Source organism: Klebsiella scottii, assembly GCF_036561945.1.
In the GTDB taxonomy this organism is placed as follows: Bacteria; Pseudomonadota; Gammaproteobacteria; order Enterobacterales; family Enterobacteriaceae; genus Klebsiella; species Klebsiella scottii.
In genome coordinates, this window is sequence record NZ_JARXNI010000020.1 from 1,869,159 (window position 1) to 1,891,013 (window position 21,855).

Below are 21,855 nucleotides of genomic sequence, written 5' to 3' on the forward strand. Positions count from 1 at the left end.
AGCCTTCATTTAGCCAGTCCCTGTCACACTGGCTGTTCGTCATCAGAGCAGGCCGGAGGGGGAGCGTGGCGTTTATCTACTCGCTGATTGAGTCGGCACAGAGCCACTATGCGCTGCTACTGCTGCTGGTGTTCCTGCTGACGTTTATTAAATCCTGCGCCATCGTCTCGCTGCTGGTGCCCGGCACGTCCGGCCTGCTGCTGCTCGGCACCCTCGCGTCCGCCAGCCTCGGGCATTTTTTGCTAATGTGGCTCAGCGCCGGGCTCGGGGCAATCGGCGGATTCTGGCTCTCCTGGCTGGCAGGACGCCGCTACCGGCACCATCTCCACCGCCTGCGCTGGCTTAGCGCCGAGCGCCTCGCCCGCAGCCAGCTGTTTTTGCGCCGCCACGGGGCCTGGGCGGTATTTTTCAGCCGCTTCCTTTCTCCGCTGCGCGCCACCCTTCCGCTCGCCAGCGGGGCCAGCGGCACCTCTTTCTGGCGCTTTCAGCTCGCCAACGTCAGCTCCGGCCTGCTGTGGCCGCTGATCCTGCTGGCGCCCGGCGCCTTTAGCTTCAGCCTGGGGTAAAAACGCATTATGTTTTAAAGCGATACCTCGGCGCAGAGATATACTCTAGAATTATGATTATAACCTGTTATTTAAACTAATTTTTAAGAATTGTACGATTATTTTAAATATGCTACCGTGACGGTATAATCACTGGAGAAAAGTCTTATGAAAATCGCTGTGTATAGTACAAAGCAGTACGATAAAAAGTACCTTCAGCATGTTAATGATACATATGGCTTTGAACTCGAGTTCTTCGATTTCCTGTTAACCGAAAAAACCGCGAAAACGGCCAACGGCTGCGAGGCGGTGTGCATTTTCGTTAACGATGACGGCAGCCGCCCGGTGCTGGAAGAGCTGAAGTCGCACGGCGTGAAGTACATCGCCCTGCGCTGCGCCGGCTTTAATAACGTCGATCTGGATGCGGCCAAAGAGCTGGGCCTGCGGGTGGTGCGCGTTCCGGCCTATTCGCCGGAAGCGGTCGCCGAGCACGCCATCGGCATGATGATGTCGCTGAACCGCCGCATTCACCGCGCCTATCAGCGTACCCGCGATGCCAACTTCTCCCTCGAAGGCTTAACCGGCTTCACCATGTACGGTAAAACCGCCGGCGTGATCGGTACCGGGAAAATCGGCGTGGCGGCCCTGCGGATCCTGAAAGGATTTGGCATGCGCCTGCTGGCGTTCGATCCATACCCAAGCGCCGCCGCGCTGGATCTCGGCGTCGAGTACGTTGATCTGCAGACGCTGTACGCGCAGTCGGACGTGATCTCTTTGCACTGCCCGCTGACCGATGAGAACTATCATCTGCTGAACCATGCGGCATTCGATCGGATGAAGGATGGCGTGATGATCATCAACACCAGCCGCGGTGCCTTGATTGACTCACAGGCGGCAATCGACGCCCTGAAGCATCAGAAAATCGGCGCGCTGGGGATGGACGTCTATGAGAACGAGCGCGATCTGTTCTTCGAAGATAAATCCAACGACGTGATTCAGGATGACGTGTTCCGCCGCCTCTCGGCCTGCCATAACGTGCTGTTCACCGGGCATCAGGCGTTCCTCACCGCCGAGGCGTTAATCAGTATTTCGCAAACCACCCTCGATAACCTGCGCCAGGTTGACGCCGGTGAAACCTGCGCCAACGCGCTGGTCTGATTTCCTTCTCCTTTTGTGCCCTCCCCCGGCGGGGGGCACATTCAGATAAGCCCCACAGAATTTGCCTGCAGTACAGTTACACTCTGCCTACCTTAAAGATGTGAAATATTTCTGGAGAAAAAATGAATAAGTTTGCTGCACTGCTGGCGGCAGGAATGCTGCTTTCCGGCTGCGTATATAACAGCAAGGTGTCCACCAGCGCGGAGCAGCTTCAGCATCATCGATTTATCCTGACCAGCGTCGACGGTCAGCCGCTTAAGGACGGCACGAAGCCGCTGGAGCTGAGCTTTGGCGAGAAGACGTTCGTCTCAGGCAATATGTGCAACCGCTTTAGCGGCGAAGGCAAGGTATCGGATGGCGAGCTGAAGGTCAAAGAGCTGGCGATGACCCGGATGCTGTGCGCCGATCCGCAGCTTAACGAGCTGGACGCCACGCTCGGCAAAATGCTGCGCGACGGGGCGCAGGTCGATCTCACCGAAAATCAGCTGACGCTGGCGACCGCCGATCGGACGTTAGTGTATAAGCTCGCCGATCTGGTTCACTAATTCTACGGGCCGGCTGGCGCGCGTCGGCGCTGCGGGCACGATGCCCGCAGAGGACGTCCGTATGGGGCTGATGCTTAGTAGTTACCGCAGCTGCCGCCGGCCAGAGCCTGCTCGCTGCAGCGCTTGCCGTTAGGCAGCGCGCACATCCCTATCGCCGAGCCGTCCAGCTGACGCGCCACCGACAGCGAGCCGCCAATCATCGCGCAGTTTGCCTGCCCGGTACTGCTCATCGCAGCACGCATGCCCGGTGATACGTGGGCCGCTGTCGCCTGCTGAACAGGTTCACTACTGCAGGCCGACAGTAATAACGCGGCACATCCAACTAAAAACGCAGCTCGCATCGTCTCTCCCCTCGGAAACATCTTAAAATAAACAAACCCAAGAATAATAGGCAGCCCGGCGCCCGACGTCGAGAGGTGAAACAGGTATTTATGCGCCACATTAACATTTTCTAGCAAATTTCCCGGCGGATCGCCGATTTTGAGTAAGGTGGCACACCTGTTCCTGCGGATAAGCCGCCGCAGAAACGCCTGCTGAAGCAAAAATTATCGCTGGATAACCATTCCACCACCGACGCCTTTGCCAGCCGCAGGCACGCTGCTCTTCGATATCCGGCCCAGGGGCCTGTTTCCGCGCAGCGCTGGCGCTTTAGCGCTCTTGTGCCCGGAGAATTTATGCTAACGGGATAATAATCAGCAGGATATCGATCACCGCTTCTCCTCGCCCGGCCCGCCGGCGGGGGGAGTTTTATGGATCAATTTGTGCACTCGAAAGACGCACAACTTCAAGGGCATACCGAAAGCCCCTATACTCACTACTTATAATTACAGGATCCGCCGCCGTTTTGCGGGTCCCTTCTTTTTGTTTGCGCAATGTTAGGGTCTCTTTTTATGATTACTATCGACGGTAATGGCGCGGCCGCTTCTGTCGCGTTTCGCACCAGTGAAGTTATCGCCATCTACCCCATTACCCCCAGCTCAACGATGGCCGAGCAGGCCGACGCCTGGGCCGGTAACGGGCTAAAAAACATCTGGGGCGACGTACCTCGGGTGGTCGAAATGCAGTCGGAAGCCGGGGCTATCGGCGCCGTGCACGGGGCTTTACAAACCGGCGCCCTCTCGACGTCCTTTACCTCCTCGCAGGGTCTGCTGCTGATGATCCCGACGCTGTACAAACTGGCCGGTCAGCTGATGCCGTTTGTCCTGCACGTCGCCGCGCGTACCGTCGCGACCCATGCGCTGTCCATTTTCGGCGATCACTCGGACGTAATGGCCGTGCGGCAGACCGGCTGCGCGATGCTCTGCGCGAGCAACGTCCAGGAGGCGCAGGATTTTGCCCTGATTTCCCATATTGCGACCCTCAAAAGCCGGGTGCCGTTCATCCATTTCTTTGACGGCTTCCGCACCTCGCACGAAATCAACAAAATCGCGCCGCTGGCGGATGACACCATCCGCAGCCTGCTGCCGCAGGATGAAATCGACGCTCATCGCCTGCGCGCGCTGAATCCTGAACATCCGGTAATTCGCGGAACCTCCGCTAACCCGGATACCTATTTCCAGTCCCGTGAGGCCACCAACCCGTGGTACGACGCGGTCTACGACCATGTCGAAACGGCAATGGACGATTTCGCTACCGCCACCGGCCGTCGCTATAAGCCGTTCGAATTCTATGGCCATCCGCAGGCTGAACGGGTGATTGTGGTGATGGGTTCCGCCATCGGCACCTGCGAAGAAGTGGTGGACGAACTGCTCAGCCGCGGCGAAAAGGTCGGCGTGCTGAAAGTGCGCCTCTATCGCCCCTTCTCCGCCGCCCACCTGCTGGAAGCGCTGCCGGAAAGCGCGCGCGCGGTCGCCGTGCTGGACCGCACCAAAGAGCCCGGAGCCCAGGCAGAGCCGCTGTACCTCGACATCATGACCGCGCTGGCGGAGGCGTTTAACCGCGGGGAACGCGAAACGCTGCCGCGCACCATCGGCGGCCGCTATGGCCTGTCGTCAAAAGAGTTCGGCCCGGAGTGCGTGCTGGCCGTGTTTAACGAGCTGAGCGCGGCCAAACCGAAACCGCGCTTTACCGTCGGTATCTATGACGATGTCACCAACCTCTCCCTGCCGCTGGGGGAAAATACCCTGCCGTCGGAGGCGAAGCTGGAAGCGCTGTTCTACGGTCTGGGCAGCGACGGTAGCGTATCGGCCACCAAGAACAACATCAAAATCATCGGCAACTCGACGCCGTGGTTCTCGCAGGGCTATTTCGTCTACGATTCGAAAAAGGCCGGTGGGCTGACCGTTTCGCACCTGCGCGTCAGCGAGAAGCCGATTCGCTCTTCCTACCTGATCTCGCAGGCCGATTTCGTCGGCTGTCATCAGCTGCAGTTTATCGATAAATATCAGATGGTGGAGCGGCTGAAGCCCGGCGGGATTTTCCTGCTGAATACGCCGTACGCCGCCGATGAGGCGTGGTCGCGCCTGCCGCAGGAAGTGCAGGCGATGCTTAACCAGAAGCAGGCGCGCTTTTATGTCGTCAACGCCGCCAAAATTGCCCGCGAATGCAGCCTCGGCGCGCGTATCAACACCGTGATGCAGATGGCGTTCTTCCATCTGACGCAAATTCTCCCGGGCGACAGCGCGCTGGCCGAACTGCAGGGCGCGATTGCCAAAAGCTATAGCAGCAAAGGTCAGGAGCTGGTTGAGCGCAACTGGCAGGCGCTGGCGATGGCCCGCGAGTCGCTGGCCGAAGTGCCGCTGCAGCAGGTCAACGCCGCCAGCCCGAACCGCCCGCCGGTGGTCTCCGATTCCGCGCCGGACTTTGTCAAAACCGTCACCGCCGCCATGCTGGCCGGACTCGGCGATGCGCTGCCGGTCTCCGCTCTGCCGCCGGACGGCACCTGGCCGATGGGCACCACCCGTTGGGAAAAACGCAATATCGCCGAAGAGATCCCTATCTGGAAAGAGGAGCTGTGTACCCAGTGTAACCACTGCGTCGCGGCCTGCCCGCACTCGGCAATCCGCGCCAAGGTTATCTCCCCGGAGGCGATGGAAACGGCCCCGGCCAGCCTGCATTCGCTGGATGTGAAATCCCGCGATATGCGCGGACAGAAATACGTTCTGCAGGTGGCGCCGGAAGATTGTACCGGCTGTAATCTGTGCGTTGAGGTTTGCCCGGCTAAAGACCGGCAGAACCCGGAGATCAAGGCCATCAATATGATGTCGCGCCTTGAGCACGTTGAGGAGGAGAAGGTCAATTACGACTTCTTCCTCAACCTGCCGGAGATCGACCGCAACGCGCTGGAGCGCATTGATATTCGTACCTCTCAGCTGATAAGCCCGCTGTTTGAGTACTCCGGCGCCTGCTCCGGCTGCGGCGAAACGCCTTACATCAAGCTGCTGACCCAGCTGTACGGCGACCGGATGCTGATCGCCAACGCCACCGGATGCTCGTCTATTTACGGCGGTAACCTGCCGTCAACGCCGTATACCACCGACGCCAACGGGCGCGGCCCGGCATGGGCCAACTCTTTATTTGAAGATAACGCCGAATTTGGCCTTGGCTTCCGCCTCTCCGTGGATCAGCATCGTCAACGGGTGATGCGCCTGCTGACGCAGTTTGCCGATACGATCCCGGCGGAGCTGAACGCTGCCCTGCACGCCGAGGCCGCTCCTGACGTCCGTCGTGAGCAGGTGGCGGAGCTGCGCCGCGCGCTGGCCGGCGTTGAGGGAGCGCAGGAGCTGCTGACCGACGCCGACGCGCTGGTGGAAAAATCGATCTGGCTGATCGGCGGCGACGGCTGGGCCTATGATATCGGCTTCGGCGGCCTCGACCACGTGCTGAGCCTGACCGAGAACGTCAATATTTTGGTTCTCGACACCCAGTGCTATTCCAACACCGGCGGCCAGGCATCGAAGGCCACGCCGCTCGGCGCGGTCACCAAATTTGGCGAGCACGGTAAGCGTAAATCGCGCAAAGACCTCGGCGTCAGCATGATGATGTACGGCCACGTCTACGTGGCGCAGATTTCGCTGGGCGCCCAGCTTAATCAGACGGTGAAAGCGATTCAGGAAGCAGAGGCCTATCCGGGACCGTCGCTGATTATCGCCTATAGCCCATGCGAAGAGCACGGTTACGATCTGGCGCTGAGCCACGATCAGATGCGCCAGCTGACCGCGACCGGGTTCTGGCCGCTGTACCGCTTCGATCCGCGCCGCGCGGATGAAGGTAAGCTCCCGCTGGCGCTGGACTCTCGCCCGCCGTCAGACGCGCTGGCGGAAACGTTGCTAAACGAACAGCGCTTCCGTCGCCTCAACGCGCAGCAGCCGGAGGTGGCAGAGCAACTGTGGCAGGATGCCGCGGCGGATCTGCAAAAGCGCTATGACTTCCTTGCCCGGATGGCCGGTAAAGCGGAGAAACCCACCGTCGAAAGCTAATTTTCACTGCGCCTGAGCGTTGCCATAAAAAAAGCCCGAATACATATTCGGGCTTGTCATTTTATCGTTTAAATAGTCCGTAACAGGACACCAAAATGCGGCAACCAAGAATCTGCTGACAATAAACAAAGGCATATAACGCGCGAATAATATCTCATTAATCTGCCGCCGTATAATTTTTATTTTATATGTATTGCATTGATAGATTCACTAAAACTATCACCGCAGCAGCGGCGTTATTTATTTTAGACTTTACTTATAGTGAAGCATTTTATATCCCCCATAACTTAATACCCTTCATTTATAATAATTCAACCTCTTCGCAGGAAGTCAAAAAAATATTAAAGGATTATCCAAATGAAAAAAAAGCACTGACCACCATTAGTAGATGGCTTACATTATTTCTCCGATGATACGTATTCTGATGACGATATGAGCTGTATCCGTCCTGGCTTCACAGGCGAAGCTTATATTAGCTGTCTGCTGACCGGCTACAGCCAATGGGAATATAACGCTCAGGCCAATAATAGCGAATCAGAGACTAACCACGCCTGGACCCGTCTGGCATTCGCCGGTCTGAAATTTGGCGAGTGCCGATCGTACCAACGAGCAGACCAACCGCTCTACCGCCGGCGGCGACAAGGCCGACGCCTGGAGCACCGGCGTGAAATATGACGCCAGCAATATCTCCCTACTCTGAAACCCGCAATATGACCCCTTACAGCAACCAGAACGGTGCGATCGCCAACAAAACGCAGAACGTTACAGTCACCGCTCAGTATCCGTTCGATTTTGGCCTGCGTCCGGCCGTCTCTTTCCTGATGTCGAAGGTAGAGGTCTGAACAACATCGACGGCGACAAAGATCTGGTGAAGTATGCCGATATCGGCGCGACCGATTACTTTAGCCATGTCCACCTATGTCGATGACAGAATCAGCCTGCTGGATAAAAACGACAGCTTCTACGCAAACAGCGGCATCGGCATCGGCATCGGCATCGGCATCGGCATCGGCATCGGCATCGGCATCGGCATCGGCATCGGCACCGATGATGCCGTGTCTCCAGGCCTGGTCTACCAGTTTTGATGCCGCGGCCCGCTGGCGACAACGGGTCTGCGCCTCCCTTTCTGCCGACATTTTAACCAAATCAAAACAATATACCTGTTGTGTTAAAATAGTCGTCCAGTGGATGATATATTGCTTAAAAGACCGCTCGTAAAGGACGCCAGCAATGCATCATCATCCCGTAAAATCATCCCGAATTACTTCCGTCGCCTACGACGAAACCTCCGGCATCCTTGAAATACGTTTTCGTGACAATAAAACTCTGCAGTACTGCAACGTACCACCGCGGGTTTTTCACAACTTTCTGCAGGTGGTTTCCAAAGGTCGGTTTTATGACGGGGTTATCAAAGGTAAATTTACCGAACGCCCCGTGGTCTGAAGCCAAAGTGTGACCCTGGTCATTGTACATATCGCCCCTGAATGTCGTACACTTTTAAAGGTTAATTAAACAGGAGGTTTTATGACCAGAATAATTCTTGTACCCATAGATATTTCCGATACAGAATTAACTCAACGCGTTATCAGCCACGTTGAAGCCGAAGCACGGATTGATGATGCGGAAGTCCACTTTCTGACCGTGATCCCCTCTCTTCCCTATTATGCCTCGCTGGGCATGGCCTATACCGCAGAGATGCCGCCGATGGATGAGTTCAAAGCGGATTCTGAAACGCGGCTGAAAGAGGTGGTGAAGCAGTTTTCCATCCCTGAAGACCGGGTGCATTTCCATATTGCCGAAGGTTCGCCGAAAGACAACATTCTGGGGCTGGCGAAGTCGCTGCCGGCAGATTTAGTCATCATCGCCTCTCACCGCCCGGATATCACGACCTACCTGCTCGGCTCTAACGCCGCGGCCGTCGTGCGTCATGCCGAGTGCTCCGTACTGGTTGTCCGCTAACCTCTTCAGCCCGCCGCCGGTGCGGGCTTTTTATCTTAATCCGCCACCGATTAAACTCTCTTAAATGTGCTGACATCCCCGGCGCGAATCCGTACCATACACGCCACAGACTGATACTCATCAACGTCAGACGCCATTAGTTGCCGCCGTCAGCAACGCTGCTGGCAGAATAATAGCTTTCCTGTAAATGTTGTGATTAATAGTTAGCCCTACAGCAGTCTGCTTCGAGCCTGGAGCAGACTTTTGCATGCAGGAAATGGATTAAATATTCAACTCGTTACGGTGTCGAGTATTTTCACATGTAAAAGGAAGAGCAAAAAAAATAGGTAATCAGTCCTTTTTTATGCACAATAAACTCAACTTTCAAACATATCCTATAAATGAATGAACCCGTTTGTGTCTAATAGGATGTGCGTAAGAATAATGTGAGGAACCTGGTGCTGCCTCCATAGATAAGGTTGTGTATAGTCCATTTCTCGTCTCAAGCGTAATTTGCCATAAAAAAGTTGACTTCATATTCGATATCCGAGTCAAGTCTAATGTGGCAACAAAAAACGGGTCTTTTGAATTTTTTTGATATGCATTAATCCAGTCATTGAGATTTTTATTTTTTAATGTTGAATCTAAAAGATTATACTGAATTGTACGATAGTATTCAGTTGGATAATCATCAGAAATTTTATCATACATTAGGATCTGTATAATGTTATATGCATAGCCGTTAAGTCTGTTTGTCGGATGTTTTCTCCATATTGGCTCTTGCTGATGAAGATGCCAGTCTTTTTCAATAAACTCAGCAAGATATATAAGCTTACCTGAAGAGTTGATATCAAGAATACCCTTATTATCTGGAGTGAGCCAGGACTTAAGGCGTGAAGTGGACGGATAGTGAAACCCAGTAGTTTGAAAGAATTCGTTAGATGAGTCAGATTGTAAAAGTGGCGGGATTATCGGTAACCACATACCCCGCCAGACTAGTGAAGAAAAATGTAGTGCGGGTAACTCAGTACGAGCAATAATTCTGTTTGCAACAGCACGTAGATGCTGTGCACTATACATAGCTAAGAGCTGATAACGCGCGTCAGATGTGAGCATAGTAGGACCATCCATCATTTATTCGAATAATCAGGTGATAGTATATCGGGAAAACTAATACCATGTAGATAGTGAGATCTATTTTATCTGAATAAATATGTATTCAGCATTACAAAATTAACTCAGCATAAAAATGTGTTCTTAGTACAAAATCATGGTGGTTCTCCGGTACCTTAAAGTCACTATTGGGCTGGTATCTGTTCTCAAGAACAGATTCAATTGACGTCAGCTTCTCGCTCATTGCCACCACAAAACTCCTGGCGAAAGTTTAGCAACAGACTATCCCCGGCCAGGATCGCGGTGAATCGCCAGAATAGCCCGCGCTAGTCGTGGGTCACACAGTGCTATAAAAGCCCCAGAAGGGGCTTTATATCCAACAGAAGGTATACCCAGGATCTGTACTGATTTAGAACCGATATTGCAGACCAGCTGTAATAGTATAGTTTTTATTTGAAATTCCGGCAGCGTCGCCACCAATTGAGGCCGACTCGCCGCTGTTGGTATCAATAATCTGAGTACCTCCCTTGCCTTCTTCATATTTGCTGTATGTGAATTCGGCAAAAACTTTGGCATTAGGCGTGACGTAATATCCGGCATCAATCGACGTACCGTAATAACGCGAATTAGTCGTTTTCTCACGGAAGGTCAGATCCCGCATATAGTGTTCATCGTTATCATGTGCCCGGACCCAATCACTGAATTTAAACAAGGCATTAAATTCAAAATCATTAATACGATACTGACCCGCCAGACCAATGTATGGCATAGAGAATCGCTGACTGTAACCAATACCACGCTCTCCGGTTGGGAAATTGCCGGTATAAGCACCGTTATCATAGTCGTAAGAACCACCGGTAGCCGTCCAGCTGAAACGTGTTTCCTGATAACCGGCGATTACACCAGCTTTGTAGTTTTCGTCCTGGAATATCCAGCCTTTCACATTGAGATCGTATTCATTGGCATAATTAACATTCGTGCTGGGATGAGATGAGTGGTCTGTCCATCCGGACTGGTTATCATTCATCCAGTCGTAATCATCCATATGACCGGATCCCGAAGCCAGAGACGTCCAGCCGCGGGCGTTCAGCGTCAGAAAGGAGTACGCATCCCAGGAGATGTCACCTTTCAGAATAGCAACATTCTTTATTTTCCAGTCCAGCTGACTAACTTTTCGACCTGTATCCGCGTCATAAACCATCTCATGAGATTTTCCGCTTAGCATCCCTGCAGAGGTCGATACAGTAAAACTTTCCGGAGAGAAATTCGGGGTTAACTGCGTTGACTCCGCATAAGCTGTTCCTGAAAGAGTAGCCATCATCATTACTGCAACAGTACTTTTTTTCATTTTTTTTTCCATAATCAAAAGGGAATCCATAAGTTGCAGATGAAGTTTAAATCTCATACAAATGTGAGGCAACTGTCAATTTTTGTAATTGTTTTTTTCAGTCACCAGGAATTCCAACCTCCTGACGGGTTACATTCCTCTTTTTTAGAGAGGAATAGCCCGTACTTTGCAGATATCCCTGATGTATTTGCTGGCTAATATCGATCACCTGCTGCAGCAAAAAACTGTGTTTTTCACTCGATTCTCACTCAACCCGCAGGTCTATTAATTATCTATAGCGAATCATTTAACAACTAAATTATCAGGGTGCTAATAATTATATTTTAATCCTGGTGCACTGCTTTTAACTGGCAAAAGATAGCCTCGAAAAATTTAAGTTTCTCTGATCGAGTTGCCAGCACCGCCCCTCGACTCAGGTCGAGTTTTTTATTACTTCTCGTTTACCTCAGGCAAATATTTATAGATGGTTTCCCCCTACCCCAATCACCTCTGCATTCTGCTACCGGGCAATTAGATGCCTGAACCTGCGCGGGAAGCTTTGCAAGCACAACACGCGCCGACTACCTCGCAATCTCTGACGAAAATTACTTTTCACCGCAGGTGAGTACGGCGCTCGCGAGCCACAAAAACTGCGCTTTGTTTTTATACCCAGGAAGCGGAACGAGGTGCAGAAGCCGACTACTCTCACAGCAGTATCGGTAGTAGATGAGAAGTCGCAGTAAAACGCGCTGGCATTCGTCGTCGGAATCCGTACCATACCCGACATACTTTTGCCTGCTGGCTGCTATCAGCCGGCGCTAACCCGTCTTTTATTGCTAACCAGATGGGGCATGGAAACGCGAAAATGGTGTCTGAAGTCTACAGTTCATGGACTGAAGAAATGAACGGCGATCGGGTATCGATACTCAACGCCAGGCTTGAACTGTGATTTAACTTTGCCCTACATGCCCTTTTTGTTTCAGAGAATGTTAATAATGCTTGATAATCAGCAAGTTACAAAGAAAGAAAAGTACAACATCGATAAGTTGCAGAAGCGCCTGCGCCGCAATGTCGGCGAAGCCATTGCCGATTTCAATATGATTGAAGAAGGCGACCGAATTATGGTTTGCCTTTCCGGCGGGAAAGACAGCTACACCATGCTGGAAATCCTGCGCAGTTTACAAAAAAGCGCGCCCATTTCTTTCTCTCTGGTTGCGGTAAACCTCGATCAGAAGCAGCCCGGCTTCCCGGCGCACATTCTGCCAGAGTACCTGCAGCAGCTCGGCGTCGAGTATAAGATTGTCGAAGAGAACACCTACGGGATCGTCAAAGAGAAAATTCCTGAGGGTAAAACTACCTGTTCGCTCTGTTCACGCCTGCGCCGCGGGATCCTCTATCGCACCGCCACCGAGCTCGGCGCGACAAAAATCGCCCTCGGCCACCACCGTGACGACATTCTGCAGACGCTGTTCCTCAATATGTTCTACGGCGGCAAGATGAAAGGCATGCCGCCGAAGCTGATGAGCGACGACGGTAAGCATATCGTTATCCGCCCGCTGGCGTACTGCCGCGAAAAGGATATCGAGCGCTTCTCGCAGGCGAAAGGTTTCCCAATTATCCCATGCAACCTCTGTGGCTCCCAGCCTAACCTGCAGCGTCAGGTGATCGGCGACATGCTGCGCGACTGGGATAAACGCTATCCCGGGCGTATCGAGACCATGTTCAGCGCTATGCAGAACGTCGTGCCGTCACATCTTAGCGACGTCAACCTGTTTGACTTTAAAGGGATTACCCACGGCTCTGACGTGGTTGACGGCGGTGACCTGGCGTTCGATCGCGAAGAGATCCCGCTCCAGCCCGCCGGCTGGCAGCCGGAAGAAGATGATGCCCAGCTGGACGAGCTGCGGCTGAACGTGGTGGAAGTGAAGTAAACCGCGAACTGGCGTCTCAGCGCGGTTTCTGAGACGCCCTTACGCGCCCTATTTCAGCAAACGAACCCGGCAGTTCTTGCCCTTAATCTTGCCGTTCTGCAGCAGCTTGAACGCTTTATGGGCCACGCCCTGGCGCAGCGCCACGTAGACGTGCGCCGGATGCACGTTGATCTTGCCGATATCGGCGCCATCGAATCCCAAATCTCCGGTCAGCGCCCCCAGAACGTCCCCTGCGCGCATTTTGGCCTTCTTACCGCCGTCAATGCACAGGGTCGTCATTTCGGCTTCCAGCGGTACGATCGTGCCGCCGGTCGGCGCGTTCATCCAGTTCAGTTTTAGCTGCAGCATTTCCGCAAGAATATTGGCACGCTGGGCCTCTTCCGGCGCGCAAAGGCTAATCGCCAGCCCGCTCTCACCGGCGCGCGCGGTGCGGCCGATGCGGTGTACGTGAACTTCCGGGTCCCAGGCCAGCTCGTAGTTAATCACCAGCTCCAGGGATTTAATATCGAGACCGCGCGCCGCGACGTCGGTCGCCACCAGCACGCGCGAGCTGCCGTTCGCAAAGCGGATCAGGGTTTGATCGCGATCGCGCTGCTCAAGATCGCCATGCAGCGACAGCGCGCTCTGCCCGGCGGCGTTGAGGGCATCGCAAACGGCCTGGCAATCCTTTTTGGTATTACAGAACACCACGCAGGACGCCGGCTTATGCTGGCTAAGCAGCTTTTGCAGCAGCGCAATTTTGCCTTTCTGCGAGGTTTCGAAGAACTGCTGTTCAATCGCCGGCAGCGCATCAACGGAATCAATCTCGATGGTTTGCGGATTGTTCTGCACGCGTCCGCTAATCGCCGCAATGGCCTCCGGCCAGGTCGCCGAGAACAGCAGCGTCTGCCGCTCGGCGGGCGCAAAGCGAATCGCTTCATCAATGGCGTCGCTGAACCCCATGTCCAGCATCCGATCCGCCTCGTCCATCACCAGCGTCTGCAGCGCATCCAGCGATACGGTGCCCTTCTGCAGGTGATCGAGCAGGCGTCCCGGCGTGGCGACGATAATATGCGGCGCATGCTGGAGCGAATCACGCTGGGCGCCAAAGGGCTGGCCCCCGCACAGGGTTAAAACTTTAATATTCGGCAGAAAGCGCGCCAGCCGACGCAGCTCGCCGGCGACCTGATCGGCCAGCTCGCGCGTCGGGCACAGCACCAGAGACTGCGTCTTATACAGCGTGGCATCAACCTGCTGGAGCAGGCCAAGGCCGAATGCGGCCGTTTTCCCACTGCCGGTTTTTGCCTGCACGCGCACATCTCTACCGGCCAGAATCGCCGGCAAAGCCGCCGCCTGGACCGGGGTCATCGCAAGGTATCCCAGCTCATTCAGATTATCGAGCTGGGCGGCGGGCAAAACGTTCAGTGTTGAAAAAGCGGTCACAATTTTTTCTCGTGTTAAAGGGCGCGCAATTGACAGGCGCGTATCCTCGCAGAATTGCGCCTCTGATGCGACAATTTAATCGGCTCATCATCCGGCGGCGGGTCGGGTAAAGGATGCGGACGAGGCCGAGGGTCCGGCACCGGCGTCGGGTCGTTAGGCTCAGGTGAAATGGGTATTGACGTTAAAGGCTGGTATCGCATTTTGACTCTCCCGGTTATGGGCGGGTGTACCACTCATTAAGCGTAGAAGCTGGCCGCAGGAGAGCAAAAAAAAAGCCGACTCAATAAAGTCGGCATCGTACGAATCAATTGTGCTATGCAGTAATTCAAAAAAGGAAGTAAGACAATATGGAGCGCAACGCCCATCGCTTGACGTTGCATTCACCTGCGAGAGAGATATTGCCCCGAACGGGTAGATGGTTTATTGATTTCGCTCAAACATTGCCGGGTTTTCGCGCCCGGAGGCTGATAAAAGGCGATTATTTACAGCCATTTACTACGATGCAACCACCACGCAACACCACCAATCAGAACAACTAACATTATGCAAAAGATAGAAAAGCCCAAATGCCACTCGTTGCCGGGGATCCCGCCGAGGTTGACGCCAAACAGGCCGGTCAGAAAGGTGCTGGGCAGAAAGACCATTGCCATCAGCGACATGGTATAGGTTCTACGCGACATCGCCTCCTGCATAATTTGCGCGATCTCATCGCTCATAATCGCCGTACGAGCGATGCAGCTATCTATCTCATCCAGGCCGCGGCCCAGGCGATCGGAGATATCCTGCATGCGCCGACGCTGGTCGTCATTCATCCACGGCAGACGTTCGCTGGCCAGCCGGGAGTAGGCATCGCGCTGCGGGGCCATATAGCGGCGCATCACAATCAGCTGCTTACGCAGCAGGGCCAGGAAGCCGCGCGGAGGGATCTGCTGATCCAGCAAATTATCCTCAAGGTCGATTATCCGGTCATGCAGCTGTTCGATAAACTCGCTGGCATGGTCGGTCAGCGCATCGCAGACGTCCACCAGCCAGCTGCCGCAGTCCACCGGGCCGGTGCCTTCACGCAGGTCGCCGAGCACATCGTCCAGCGCCAGCACCCGCCGCTGTCGGGTAGAGACGATTAAACGCTCATCCATATATAAGCGCATCGCCACCAGCTGATCCGGCCGTTCGTCGGTGCTGCCGTTAATACAACGCAGCGTAATCAGCGTGCCGTCGCCGACCCGCGTCACCCGCGGTCGGGTGCTTTCGCCCGCCAGCGCATCCCGCACGCTATTCGGCAACAGCGGCGTTTGCGCCAGCCACTGCGCGCTGTCGGCATGGGTGTAGTTCAGATGTAGCCAGCAGGGATGATCTTTATCGATAGTGTCGCTATTAGTCAGCGGCTTTACGCCGCCCTGTCCGTCAAACTGCCATGCAAAAACGGCATCCGGCACATTCAGTTCCGTACCTTTAATCGCCTCCACCAGACCTCCGTTAACTCATGCTTAATTTTCGTAGTCTAGCCTGACGCCTCCGTTAAGCAAGAGCTAAAACAAGCAGGGTGCTGAATTCGCTGACAAAAGCCGCTGCCCCAGCGCGCCTGGCGCCGATAAGGCCCGCACCTATGCACAGGTAGGCCCCAGCACCAGGCCTACCTGCCCGCAGGCCCTCTCGCGGGAGCCTGCGGGTGGGGGAAATTAAAACGTATAGTTCATGCTCACCGAGACGCTGCGCGGCTCCCCGTACACCGCAGAATCATCCAGATAGGAGTAATATTCACGATCGAACAGGTTATTGATATTGGCCTGCACGGTAAGCTGTTTTGTCAGCTGATACTGCGAGAACAGACTCACCAGCGGGTAGCTGCCCTGATACAGGCGCTGCGTTTCACCGTCCGGCCCGCTGACGTCCTGGTAGACCCGATTCTGCCAGGTGGCCCCGCCGCCTACGGTCAGCTCAGGCAGCGCCGGAATACGATAGCGCGTGAAGAGCTTAAGCTGCGTTTGCGGCGCAAAGCTGTTATAACGACCGCTGCTGTCGGTGGCGACATAGCGCGTGGCGCTGAACGTCAGCTGCATATTGTCGCTGACCGCGCCGTTGACCTCCAGCTCCGCCCCTTTGCTGACCGCGCCTTTTGCCGCGCGGTAGGCCTGCTCGCTGGAGCCGTTCACAAACTCGCCGCTTACCGCCTCGGGCGCATTCTCCTGCTCAATGCGGAAGATGGCGAAGCTGGTCGTCAGCCGGCTATCCAGCCAGTCGGCCTTCAGCCCGGATTCATAGTTCTTACCGGTTATCGGCGACAGCCATCCGCCATCCGCCGAACGTTTGGTCTGCGGGGAGAAAATTGAGGTATAGCTGGCGTATGCCGACAGGCTCTCCGTAATGTCGTAAACCACGCCGCCGTACGGCGTCACGTTGTATTTACGCATATCGCCGCTGCTGCCGTTGGCGCTGTACTGGGTGTAGCGCGCGCCGACGATCAGCGATAGCGGGTCGGCGAGCGAGAACCGGGCGGCGGTATAGGCCGATTTCTGCCGCACGATATCATCCGCATTCAGGTACCAGTCCCCCCACTCCGGCTGCGCCACGCTGCCGTTCCAGCCGTTATTAAAGACCCCGAGCTGCTCGCTATCCATCGGCCCGTCCTGGCTAAAGCTGGCGTTATGCTGGCGGCTGTAGCTGGCGCCGGCCATCAGCTGGTGCTGGCGACCCAGCAGCTCAAACGGCCCGCTGGCATAGGCATCGAAGGAGTCGAGGGTTCGCTTGCCGCGATCCTTGCTTCCCCAGCCGCTGGCGCCTTCGCCGGTATCGGCATCGGGATTCCCCATCACATACAGCAGCGTGTCGTTCAGGGTCTGTTCGCCGTGGGTGCCGTTGAAGCGGAATGACCAGCCGTTATCCCACTCCTGCGTCAGGCCGGCAAATACCTTGCGGGATTCAATGGCGTAGCGCGTCCAGTCCGCCGCGGTGTTGGTGCTGCGGTCGTAGTGGGTCCGCGAACCGTCGCTATACAGGCTGGGGAGACCACCCCACGTCGGATTGCCGGTATTCGACTTCTGATAGTCCCAGCCCAGCGACAGGTGGGTACTATCCGTCAGGTCGGCATCCACGACGCCGTAGAGAAACTTTTTGCTCTTATGGTAGCGGTCCAGCCAGCTATCCTGATCCTGATAGCCGGCAATCACTCGCCCACGCACGCTGCCGTCGGCATTGAGCGGAGCCGACAGGTCGCCAACGTAGCGCTGCTTATTCCAGCTGCCGTAGCTGGCGCTCACGTTCCCGGTCAGGGTTTTGCTGTCCGCCTTTTTACGCACCATGTTCACCGTGGCGCCGGGGTCGCCCGCGCCGGTCATCAGGCCGGTCGCGCCGCGAACCACTTCGATGCGATCGTAAATAGCGGTATCTTCCTGCGCATCGCCGTAGTTCCAGGCATCGCCTAGCGAGGTGGGAATATCGTCGTAGGCGAAGCTGGTGACTTCAAACCCTCGCGAATAGTAATACGAACGCTCGCTGTCGATCTGCTGCGAGGAGACGCCGGTCGCGTTGGTCAGCACATCGTCGATGGTCTGCAGATTTTGATCCTTCATGCGCTGCTGGGTCACAATCGTAACCGACTGCGGCACATCGCGGGGAGCCAGCAGCATCTTCGTCCCCGCACGGGTGGTTTTTGCCGCGTAATCCTGCTGCTCCTCGGGCGCATTTCCCGCGCTGCCGTAGACCACCATATCCTGCTGCGTCCCGGTCGCCGTTCCTTCATCCTTCTCCGCCGCCTGCGCGGGGTGAGCAAAGGCCTGGATCGCCAGCGCCAGCAGTGAAACGGTAAATGGTTTAGATAAACTCTGTGCAGGCGGTCTACCGCCTGTGCCCCTGTCGTTGAAAAACATAAATTTTCCCATCAGGAATTATTATTGTGAGTGACGTTATCTCGCTCACCGCAGCGCTGAAAAATCGCTCTTTGTCAGCAGATTGAAGGCGGCATACGGCGCGAGAAAACAACAAATGAGAATGGGAATAATAATTATTTGCCTTATTTATCGCAGGCTATTTTGTCAGTTAAATGTAAGCAAGTGTATACTTTTTGTAAATCAACAACCTGACATCATCGCGAACCGGATCTGCCGCAGGACTGTGCGGAAACGAACGCGAAAATAGCCGCTTCGTCGTCCATCCTCGTGCCGGTTCGGGCGCTCAGGGCCGCACCTGAGGCCGGGATGATTTGCGCCCGCAGCATAAATGATTATGATTCTCATTCTTGTTTTTTACGTTCCCGCTGCGGCTTTGCCCTGCGGGAGTGATTTATCCAATGATGGGGTTCAGAATGAAATCGTTATTTGGCCCGCGTAAATCAGCGCTGTGCGCTGCGCTTCTCTCCGCGTTAACCCTAACGGCGTGGCAGGCTTCGGCCGAGGAGACGCCGCCTGCCAAAGCGCCCGCGTCATTAAGCCAACGTACGCTGGGCGATGGTTTGTACGAGATGGCCTATTTGCCGGCGCAAAGCGCGCTCGTTGTCGCCAGCGCCCAGGGATTTAAAGCGGTTAACGGCGGCATGATCTACCGGCTGGATCCCGCCACGCTGGCCACTAAGGCTGAAACCCATACCGATTTGAAGAACTTCGGCATGGCGGTCGCGGATGACGGCAAGGCGTTCTACACCACCAACTCGCTGGACGGCGGGGTATCCAAAGTGGATGCGCAAAGCGGTAAGGTGCTACAGCGCCTGATGTTCGTCGGTCAGGATAAGGACGGCGACCCTATCGGCGCCCGTGAAGTGCTGTTCCACAATAACCAGCTGTTTATTGGCCGCGTAGCCGATCCGGGTTTTATCTCCATCGTAGATGCGAAAACCATGACCCTGAAGGGCCGGATTGATAATGCCGGGAAGTGGGTGACGGGACTGATCTACTCCCCGCTCACCGATCGCATTTATGCGGCAAACGGCGGCGGGGAAATTCTGGTGATTAACCCGGCAAGCCACAAAATTGAGCAGCGCTGGACCCCGGGCGACGGCAAAGAGTACCTGTTCCTCAATCTGGCGGAAGATCCGGCCACCGGCCGCCTGTTTGTTACCGATGATTCCAAGGCCAAAACGACGCTGGTCTTTGATGAACGTACGGGTAAGGTCATTAAGCGTATCGACGGCGATGCGCTGGGTATTAAGTTCAGCGCGAAGCGCAATGAGGTTTATATCAGCCAGCGCGAATCGAAGAAGGTACTCCAGCTGGACGCCACCACCTATGCGCTGAAAAATGCGTGGTCGTTCGCCAGCCATCCGAACAGCCTGCTGCTCTCCCCTGATCAGGACACTCTTTACGTCAGCATCAAGCAGGATTTCAATGAGGATAATTCCACCAAGGGCCCGGACAGCGTTGCCCGCATTAAGCTCAACTGAGTTTTCACCGCTTTCCGGCACCTGACGATCGGGCTAAGGGGAAAATAACCGCTTCCCCTTAACTAACAAGCCCCGCCCCCCGTCACGCTGCGCCCGCTTTCGCCGGTGCGGGATTTCTTTTGCCGCAAAATGCTGTATTATGCGATTTATTGCAGCATTTTGCAGGATTAAAGACCGTGCACAAAACCGCCAGACAAAAATACCTACTTGATATTATTAGCGAAAATGGGCAGGTCAGCATCAGCGAGCTGGTAGATAAGCTGCAGGTTTCCGCAGACACCATTCGTCGCGACCTGACCGATCTTGAAAAGCAGGGGCTGGCGCAAAAGAATCACGGCGGCGCCATCGCCCTCGATCTGTCGGCGATGAACCGCCAGGGCAGAAATGCCCTGCTGCCAAAAACGAAGCAGCGCTTAGGTAAAATGGTGGCGGAGAAAATTCCCTCCGGCTCGACGATCTTTTTAGATGCTGGCAGCACCGTGCTGGCCGTCGCCAGCCACATCAAAGGGCCGATGACCGTTATCACCACCTCTTTAGATATCGCCCAGCACTTCAGCGACCGGGCGGATATTCAGCTGATTCTGTTAGGCGGCAGATGGGATATGCAGCAGCGCCTGTTTGCCGGCAGCGCAACCCTCGCGCTGCTCGCGCGCTATCGGGCTGATATCGCCATCCTCGGCGCCTGCGCGCTGCATGCGCAGCTGGGTTTAAGCGCCAGCCAGGAGGCCGACGCGGAGATCAAGCGCGCCATGCTGGCGGCCAGCACCGAGTGCTGGCTGGTTGCCGACCATATGAAGCTGAACCACTGCGAGCCTTATCTGGTCGCCGGATTAGCAGAAATTCATCAGTTATTTTTGGATAAAGCCTGGGAAGACGCCGGGGACGACATTTCAATGCACATCAACATCGCTGACGCTCAATAACGTGGAGAGAATAATGAACAAAGTTATCGCCGGTGACGGTAAGAACATTAATATTGCGCTGATCGGTTATGGGTTCGTGGGCAAAACGTTCCATGCGCCGCTGATCCGCTCGATTGACGGCCTGAAGCTGACCATCGTCTCTTCTCGCGATAAGGAAAAGGTTAAGCGTGATATTCCTGATATTACCGTCGTGGCCTCACCCGAAGAGGCGATCCAGCATCCGGATATCGATCTCGTGGTGATCGCCTCCCCTAACGCCACGCACGCCCCGCTAGCTAAGCTGGCGTTAAACGCCGGTAAGCACGTGGTCGTTGATAAACCTTTTACCCTCGATATGCAGGAGGCTCGCGAGCTTATCGCGCTGGCGCAGGAGAAGCAGCTGCTGCTCTCGGTATTCCACAATCGCCGCTGGGACAGCGACTTCCTCGGGATCAGGCAGGTTATTGAGCAGGGGCTTATCGGCACCGTTAAGCACTTTGAGTCGCATTTCGACCGCTTCCGCCCGGAAGTTCGCGTGCGCTGGAGAGAGCAAAACGTGCCGGGCAGCGGCCTGTGGTTTGATTTAGGTCCGCACCTGATCGATCAGGCCCTGCAGCTGTTCGGCTTGCCGCAGTCGGTGCAGGGTAACATCGCCACCCTGCGCCAGGGCGCCGAGATTAATGACTGGGCGCACGTGGTCTTAAATTATCCTCAGCATAAGGTCATTCTGCACTGTAGCATGCTGGTCGCCGGCGGCAGCGCGCGCTTTACCGTTCACGGTGACAAAGGCAGCGCGGTCAAACAAAAAGCCGACCAGCAGGAGAGCCAGCTGCTGGCGGGCGTTATTCCCGGCAGCGAAGGCTGGGGTCATGATGACGACAGCCTGAGCATTTTTGACGCGCAATCGCAGGTTCAGGAAGTGAGCGCGCCGCAGGGCGATCAGCGGCAGTACTACATCAACGTGCGCGATGCGCTCACCGGCAAGATTGAAAACCCGGTACAGCCGCTGCAGGCGCTCGCCGTGATGGCGGTACTGGAGGCCGCCGTTCGCTCCGCCGAAACCGGCACGCTGCAGACGTTAACGCTCACCGCCGATGAGCTGGCCGCGCTGAAATAATCCTCGAATTAACATGGCCTGCGGCTTGGCAGGTCATGCCCTTCCCCCCGGATTCAGCACCGGGCGGC

General features: G+C 55.3%; 17 protein-coding genes and 2 pseudogenes. 12 read left to right on the forward strand and 7 right to left on the reverse strand.

Annotated features, from left to right (window positions below):
• The first annotated feature begins 65 nt into the window (after positions 1-65).
• The 3 genes from QFI97_RS16435 (at position 66) to hslJ (ending at position 2,248) form a co-directional block, all read left to right on the forward strand.
• On the forward strand, positions 66-566 hold the full coding sequence (locus QFI97_RS16435) for a DedA family protein (RefSeq protein ID WP_095097233.1): 501 nt from the start codon (positions 66-68) through the stop codon (positions 564-566).
• 147 nt (positions 567-713) lie between these two features.
• The gene (locus QFI97_RS16440) at positions 714-1,703 is read left to right on the forward strand and encodes a 2-hydroxyacid dehydrogenase (RefSeq protein ID WP_095097230.1); all 990 of its coding nucleotides are present in this window, start codon (positions 714-716) and stop codon (positions 1,701-1,703) included.
• A 122-nt stretch (positions 1,704-1,825) separates the two neighbouring features.
• Positions 1,826-2,248, forward strand: coding sequence for a heat shock protein HslJ (gene hslJ / locus QFI97_RS16445; RefSeq protein WP_095097226.1), 423 nt, complete (start codon positions 1,826-1,828; stop codon positions 2,246-2,248).
• Positions 2,249-2,322: 74 nt separating this feature from the next.
• On the opposite strand, the gene QFI97_RS16450 is transcribed toward hslJ, so the two are convergent.
• Complete coding sequence (locus QFI97_RS16450) at positions 2,323-2,589, reverse strand: putative hemolysin (RefSeq protein ID WP_041145253.1); 267 nt, start codon at positions 2,587-2,589, stop codon at positions 2,323-2,325.
• Between the two features lie 549 nt (positions 2,590-3,138).
• On the opposite strand from QFI97_RS16450, the gene nifJ reads away from it, so the two are divergent.
• The 4 genes and pseudogenes from nifJ (at position 3,139) to uspF (ending at position 8,625) form a co-directional block, all read left to right on the forward strand.
• Positions 3,139-6,666 carry a pyruvate:ferredoxin (flavodoxin) oxidoreductase gene (nifJ, locus tag QFI97_RS16455; protein ID WP_346431608.1) on the forward strand — a complete coding sequence of 1,176 codons (3,528 nt, stop codon included), beginning with the start codon at positions 3,139-3,141 and terminating at the stop codon, positions 6,664-6,666.
• Between the two features lie 384 nt (positions 6,667-7,050).
• Positions 7,051-7,751: pseudogene (locus QFI97_RS16460) on the forward strand (porin); the annotation flags it as partial.
• 145 nt (positions 7,752-7,896) lie between these two features.
• Positions 7,897-8,109, forward strand: a complete 213-nt coding sequence (locus QFI97_RS16465) for a KTSC domain-containing protein (RefSeq protein WP_095097208.1) — start codon at positions 7,897-7,899, stop codon at positions 8,107-8,109.
• An 81-nt stretch (positions 8,110-8,190) separates the two neighbouring features.
• Positions 8,191-8,625, forward strand: a complete 435-nt coding sequence (uspF, locus tag QFI97_RS16470) for a universal stress protein UspF (protein WP_095097205.1) — start codon at positions 8,191-8,193, stop codon at positions 8,623-8,625.
• A gap of 363 nt (positions 8,626-8,988) precedes the next feature.
• On the opposite strand, the gene QFI97_RS16475 is transcribed toward uspF, so the two are convergent.
• Both QFI97_RS16475 and QFI97_RS16480 read right to left on the reverse strand, forming a co-directional pair.
• Entirely contained in the window at positions 8,989-9,720 is a 732-nt protein-coding gene (locus QFI97_RS16475; RefSeq protein ID WP_346431609.1) for a hypothetical protein, read from the reverse strand.
• 406 nt (positions 9,721-10,126) lie between these two features.
• A complete protein-coding gene (locus QFI97_RS16480) occupies positions 10,127-11,065 on the reverse strand; it encodes an omptin family outer membrane protease (RefSeq protein WP_346431610.1) in 939 nt (312 codons plus the stop codon).
• 520 nt (positions 11,066-11,585) lie between these two features.
• On the opposite strand from QFI97_RS16480, the pseudogene QFI97_RS16485 reads away from it, so the two are divergent.
• Together QFI97_RS16485 and ttcA are read left to right on the forward strand one after the other, a co-directional pair.
• Positions 11,586-11,993, forward strand: a pseudogene (locus tag QFI97_RS16485) (tyrosine-type recombinase/integrase); the annotation flags it as partial.
• A gap of 46 nt (positions 11,994-12,039) precedes the next feature.
• Positions 12,040-12,975 carry a tRNA 2-thiocytidine(32) synthetase TtcA gene (gene ttcA / locus QFI97_RS16490; protein WP_346431611.1) on the forward strand — a complete coding sequence of 312 codons (936 nt, stop codon included), beginning with the start codon at positions 12,040-12,042 and terminating at the stop codon, positions 12,973-12,975.
• A gap of 48 nt (positions 12,976-13,023) precedes the next feature.
• Here ttcA and dbpA read toward each other — a convergent pair whose 3' ends face one another.
• The 4 genes from dbpA to fhuE form a co-directional block, all read right to left on the reverse strand.
• The gene (gene dbpA / locus QFI97_RS16495) at positions 13,024-14,397 is read right to left on the reverse strand and encodes an ATP-dependent RNA helicase DbpA (RefSeq protein WP_346431612.1); all 1,374 of its coding nucleotides are present in this window, start codon (positions 14,395-14,397) and stop codon (positions 13,024-13,026) included.
• Between the two features lie 14 nt (positions 14,398-14,411).
• On the reverse strand, positions 14,412-14,597 hold the full coding sequence (gene ynaL / locus QFI97_RS23525; protein ID WP_095097193.1) for a proline-rich small protein YnaL: 186 nt from the start codon (positions 14,595-14,597) through the stop codon (positions 14,412-14,414).
• A gap of 282 nt (positions 14,598-14,879) precedes the next feature.
• Positions 14,880-15,863, reverse strand: coding sequence for a zinc transporter ZntB (gene zntB / locus QFI97_RS16500; RefSeq protein ID WP_095097190.1), 984 nt, complete (start codon positions 15,861-15,863; stop codon positions 14,880-14,882).
• Between the two features lie 213 nt (positions 15,864-16,076).
• A complete protein-coding gene (gene fhuE, locus QFI97_RS16505; protein WP_346431613.1) occupies positions 16,077-18,263 on the reverse strand; it encodes a ferric-rhodotorulic acid/ferric-coprogen receptor FhuE in 2,187 nt (728 codons plus the stop codon).
• Positions 18,264-18,697: 434 nt separating this feature from the next.
• Between fhuE and QFI97_RS16510 the strand changes: the two genes are divergently transcribed.
• The 3 genes from QFI97_RS16510 to QFI97_RS16520 all read left to right on the forward strand — a co-directional run bounded on the left by QFI97_RS16510 (position 18,698) and on the right by QFI97_RS16520 (position 21,787).
• Complete coding sequence (locus QFI97_RS16510; RefSeq protein WP_346431614.1) at positions 18,698-19,768, forward strand: YncE family protein; 1,071 nt, start codon at positions 18,698-18,700, stop codon at positions 19,766-19,768.
• Between the two features lie 176 nt (positions 19,769-19,944).
• The gene (locus QFI97_RS16515; RefSeq protein ID WP_346431615.1) at positions 19,945-20,691 is read left to right on the forward strand and encodes a DeoR/GlpR family DNA-binding transcription regulator; all 747 of its coding nucleotides are present in this window, start codon (positions 19,945-19,947) and stop codon (positions 20,689-20,691) included.
• A 13-nt stretch (positions 20,692-20,704) separates the two neighbouring features.
• Positions 20,705-21,787 carry an oxidoreductase gene (locus QFI97_RS16520; protein ID WP_346431616.1) on the forward strand — a complete coding sequence of 361 codons (1,083 nt, stop codon included), beginning with the start codon at positions 20,705-20,707 and terminating at the stop codon, positions 21,785-21,787.
• The last annotated feature ends 68 nt before the right edge of the window (positions 21,788-21,855 follow it).

Bases quoted from the DNA above. Each gene is read 5' to 3' on its own strand.
- QFI97_RS16465 (WP_095097208.1), top strand. From the start codon at position 7,897: ATGCATCATCATCCCGTAAAATCATCCCGAATTACTTCCGTCGCCTAC.
- QFI97_RS16475 (WP_346431609.1), bottom strand. From the start codon at position 9,720: ATGCTCACATCTGACGCGCGTTATCAGCTCTTAGCTATGTATAGTGCA.
- hslJ (WP_095097226.1), top strand. From the start codon at position 1,826: ATGAATAAGTTTGCTGCACTGCTGGCGGCAGGAATGCTGCTTTCCGGC.
- QFI97_RS16480 (WP_346431610.1), bottom strand. From the start codon at position 11,065: ATGAAAAAAAGTACTGTTGCAGTAATGATGATGGCTACTCTTTCAGGA.
- QFI97_RS16450 (WP_041145253.1), bottom strand. From the start codon at position 2,589: ATGCGAGCTGCGTTTTTAGTTGGATGTGCCGCGTTATTACTGTCGGCC.
- QFI97_RS16440 (WP_095097230.1), top strand. From the start codon at position 714: ATGAAAATCGCTGTGTATAGTACAAAGCAGTACGATAAAAAGTACCTT.
- fhuE (WP_346431613.1), bottom strand. From the start codon at position 18,263: ATGTTTTTCAACGACAGGGGCACAGGCGGTAGACCGCCTGCACAGAGT.
- QFI97_RS16510 (WP_346431614.1), top strand. From the start codon at position 18,698: ATGAAATCGTTATTTGGCCCGCGTAAATCAGCGCTGTGCGCTGCGCTT.
- nifJ (WP_346431608.1), top strand. From the start codon at position 3,139: ATGATTACTATCGACGGTAATGGCGCGGCCGCTTCTGTCGCGTTTCGC.
- QFI97_RS16520 (WP_346431616.1), top strand. From the start codon at position 20,705: ATGAACAAAGTTATCGCCGGTGACGGTAAGAACATTAATATTGCGCTG.
- ynaL (WP_095097193.1), bottom strand. From the start codon at position 14,597: ATGCGATACCAGCCTTTAACGTCAATACCCATTTCACCTGAGCCTAAC.
- ttcA (WP_346431611.1), top strand. From the start codon at position 12,040: ATGCTTGATAATCAGCAAGTTACAAAGAAAGAAAAGTACAACATCGAT.
- uspF (WP_095097205.1), top strand. From the start codon at position 8,191: ATGACCAGAATAATTCTTGTACCCATAGATATTTCCGATACAGAATTA.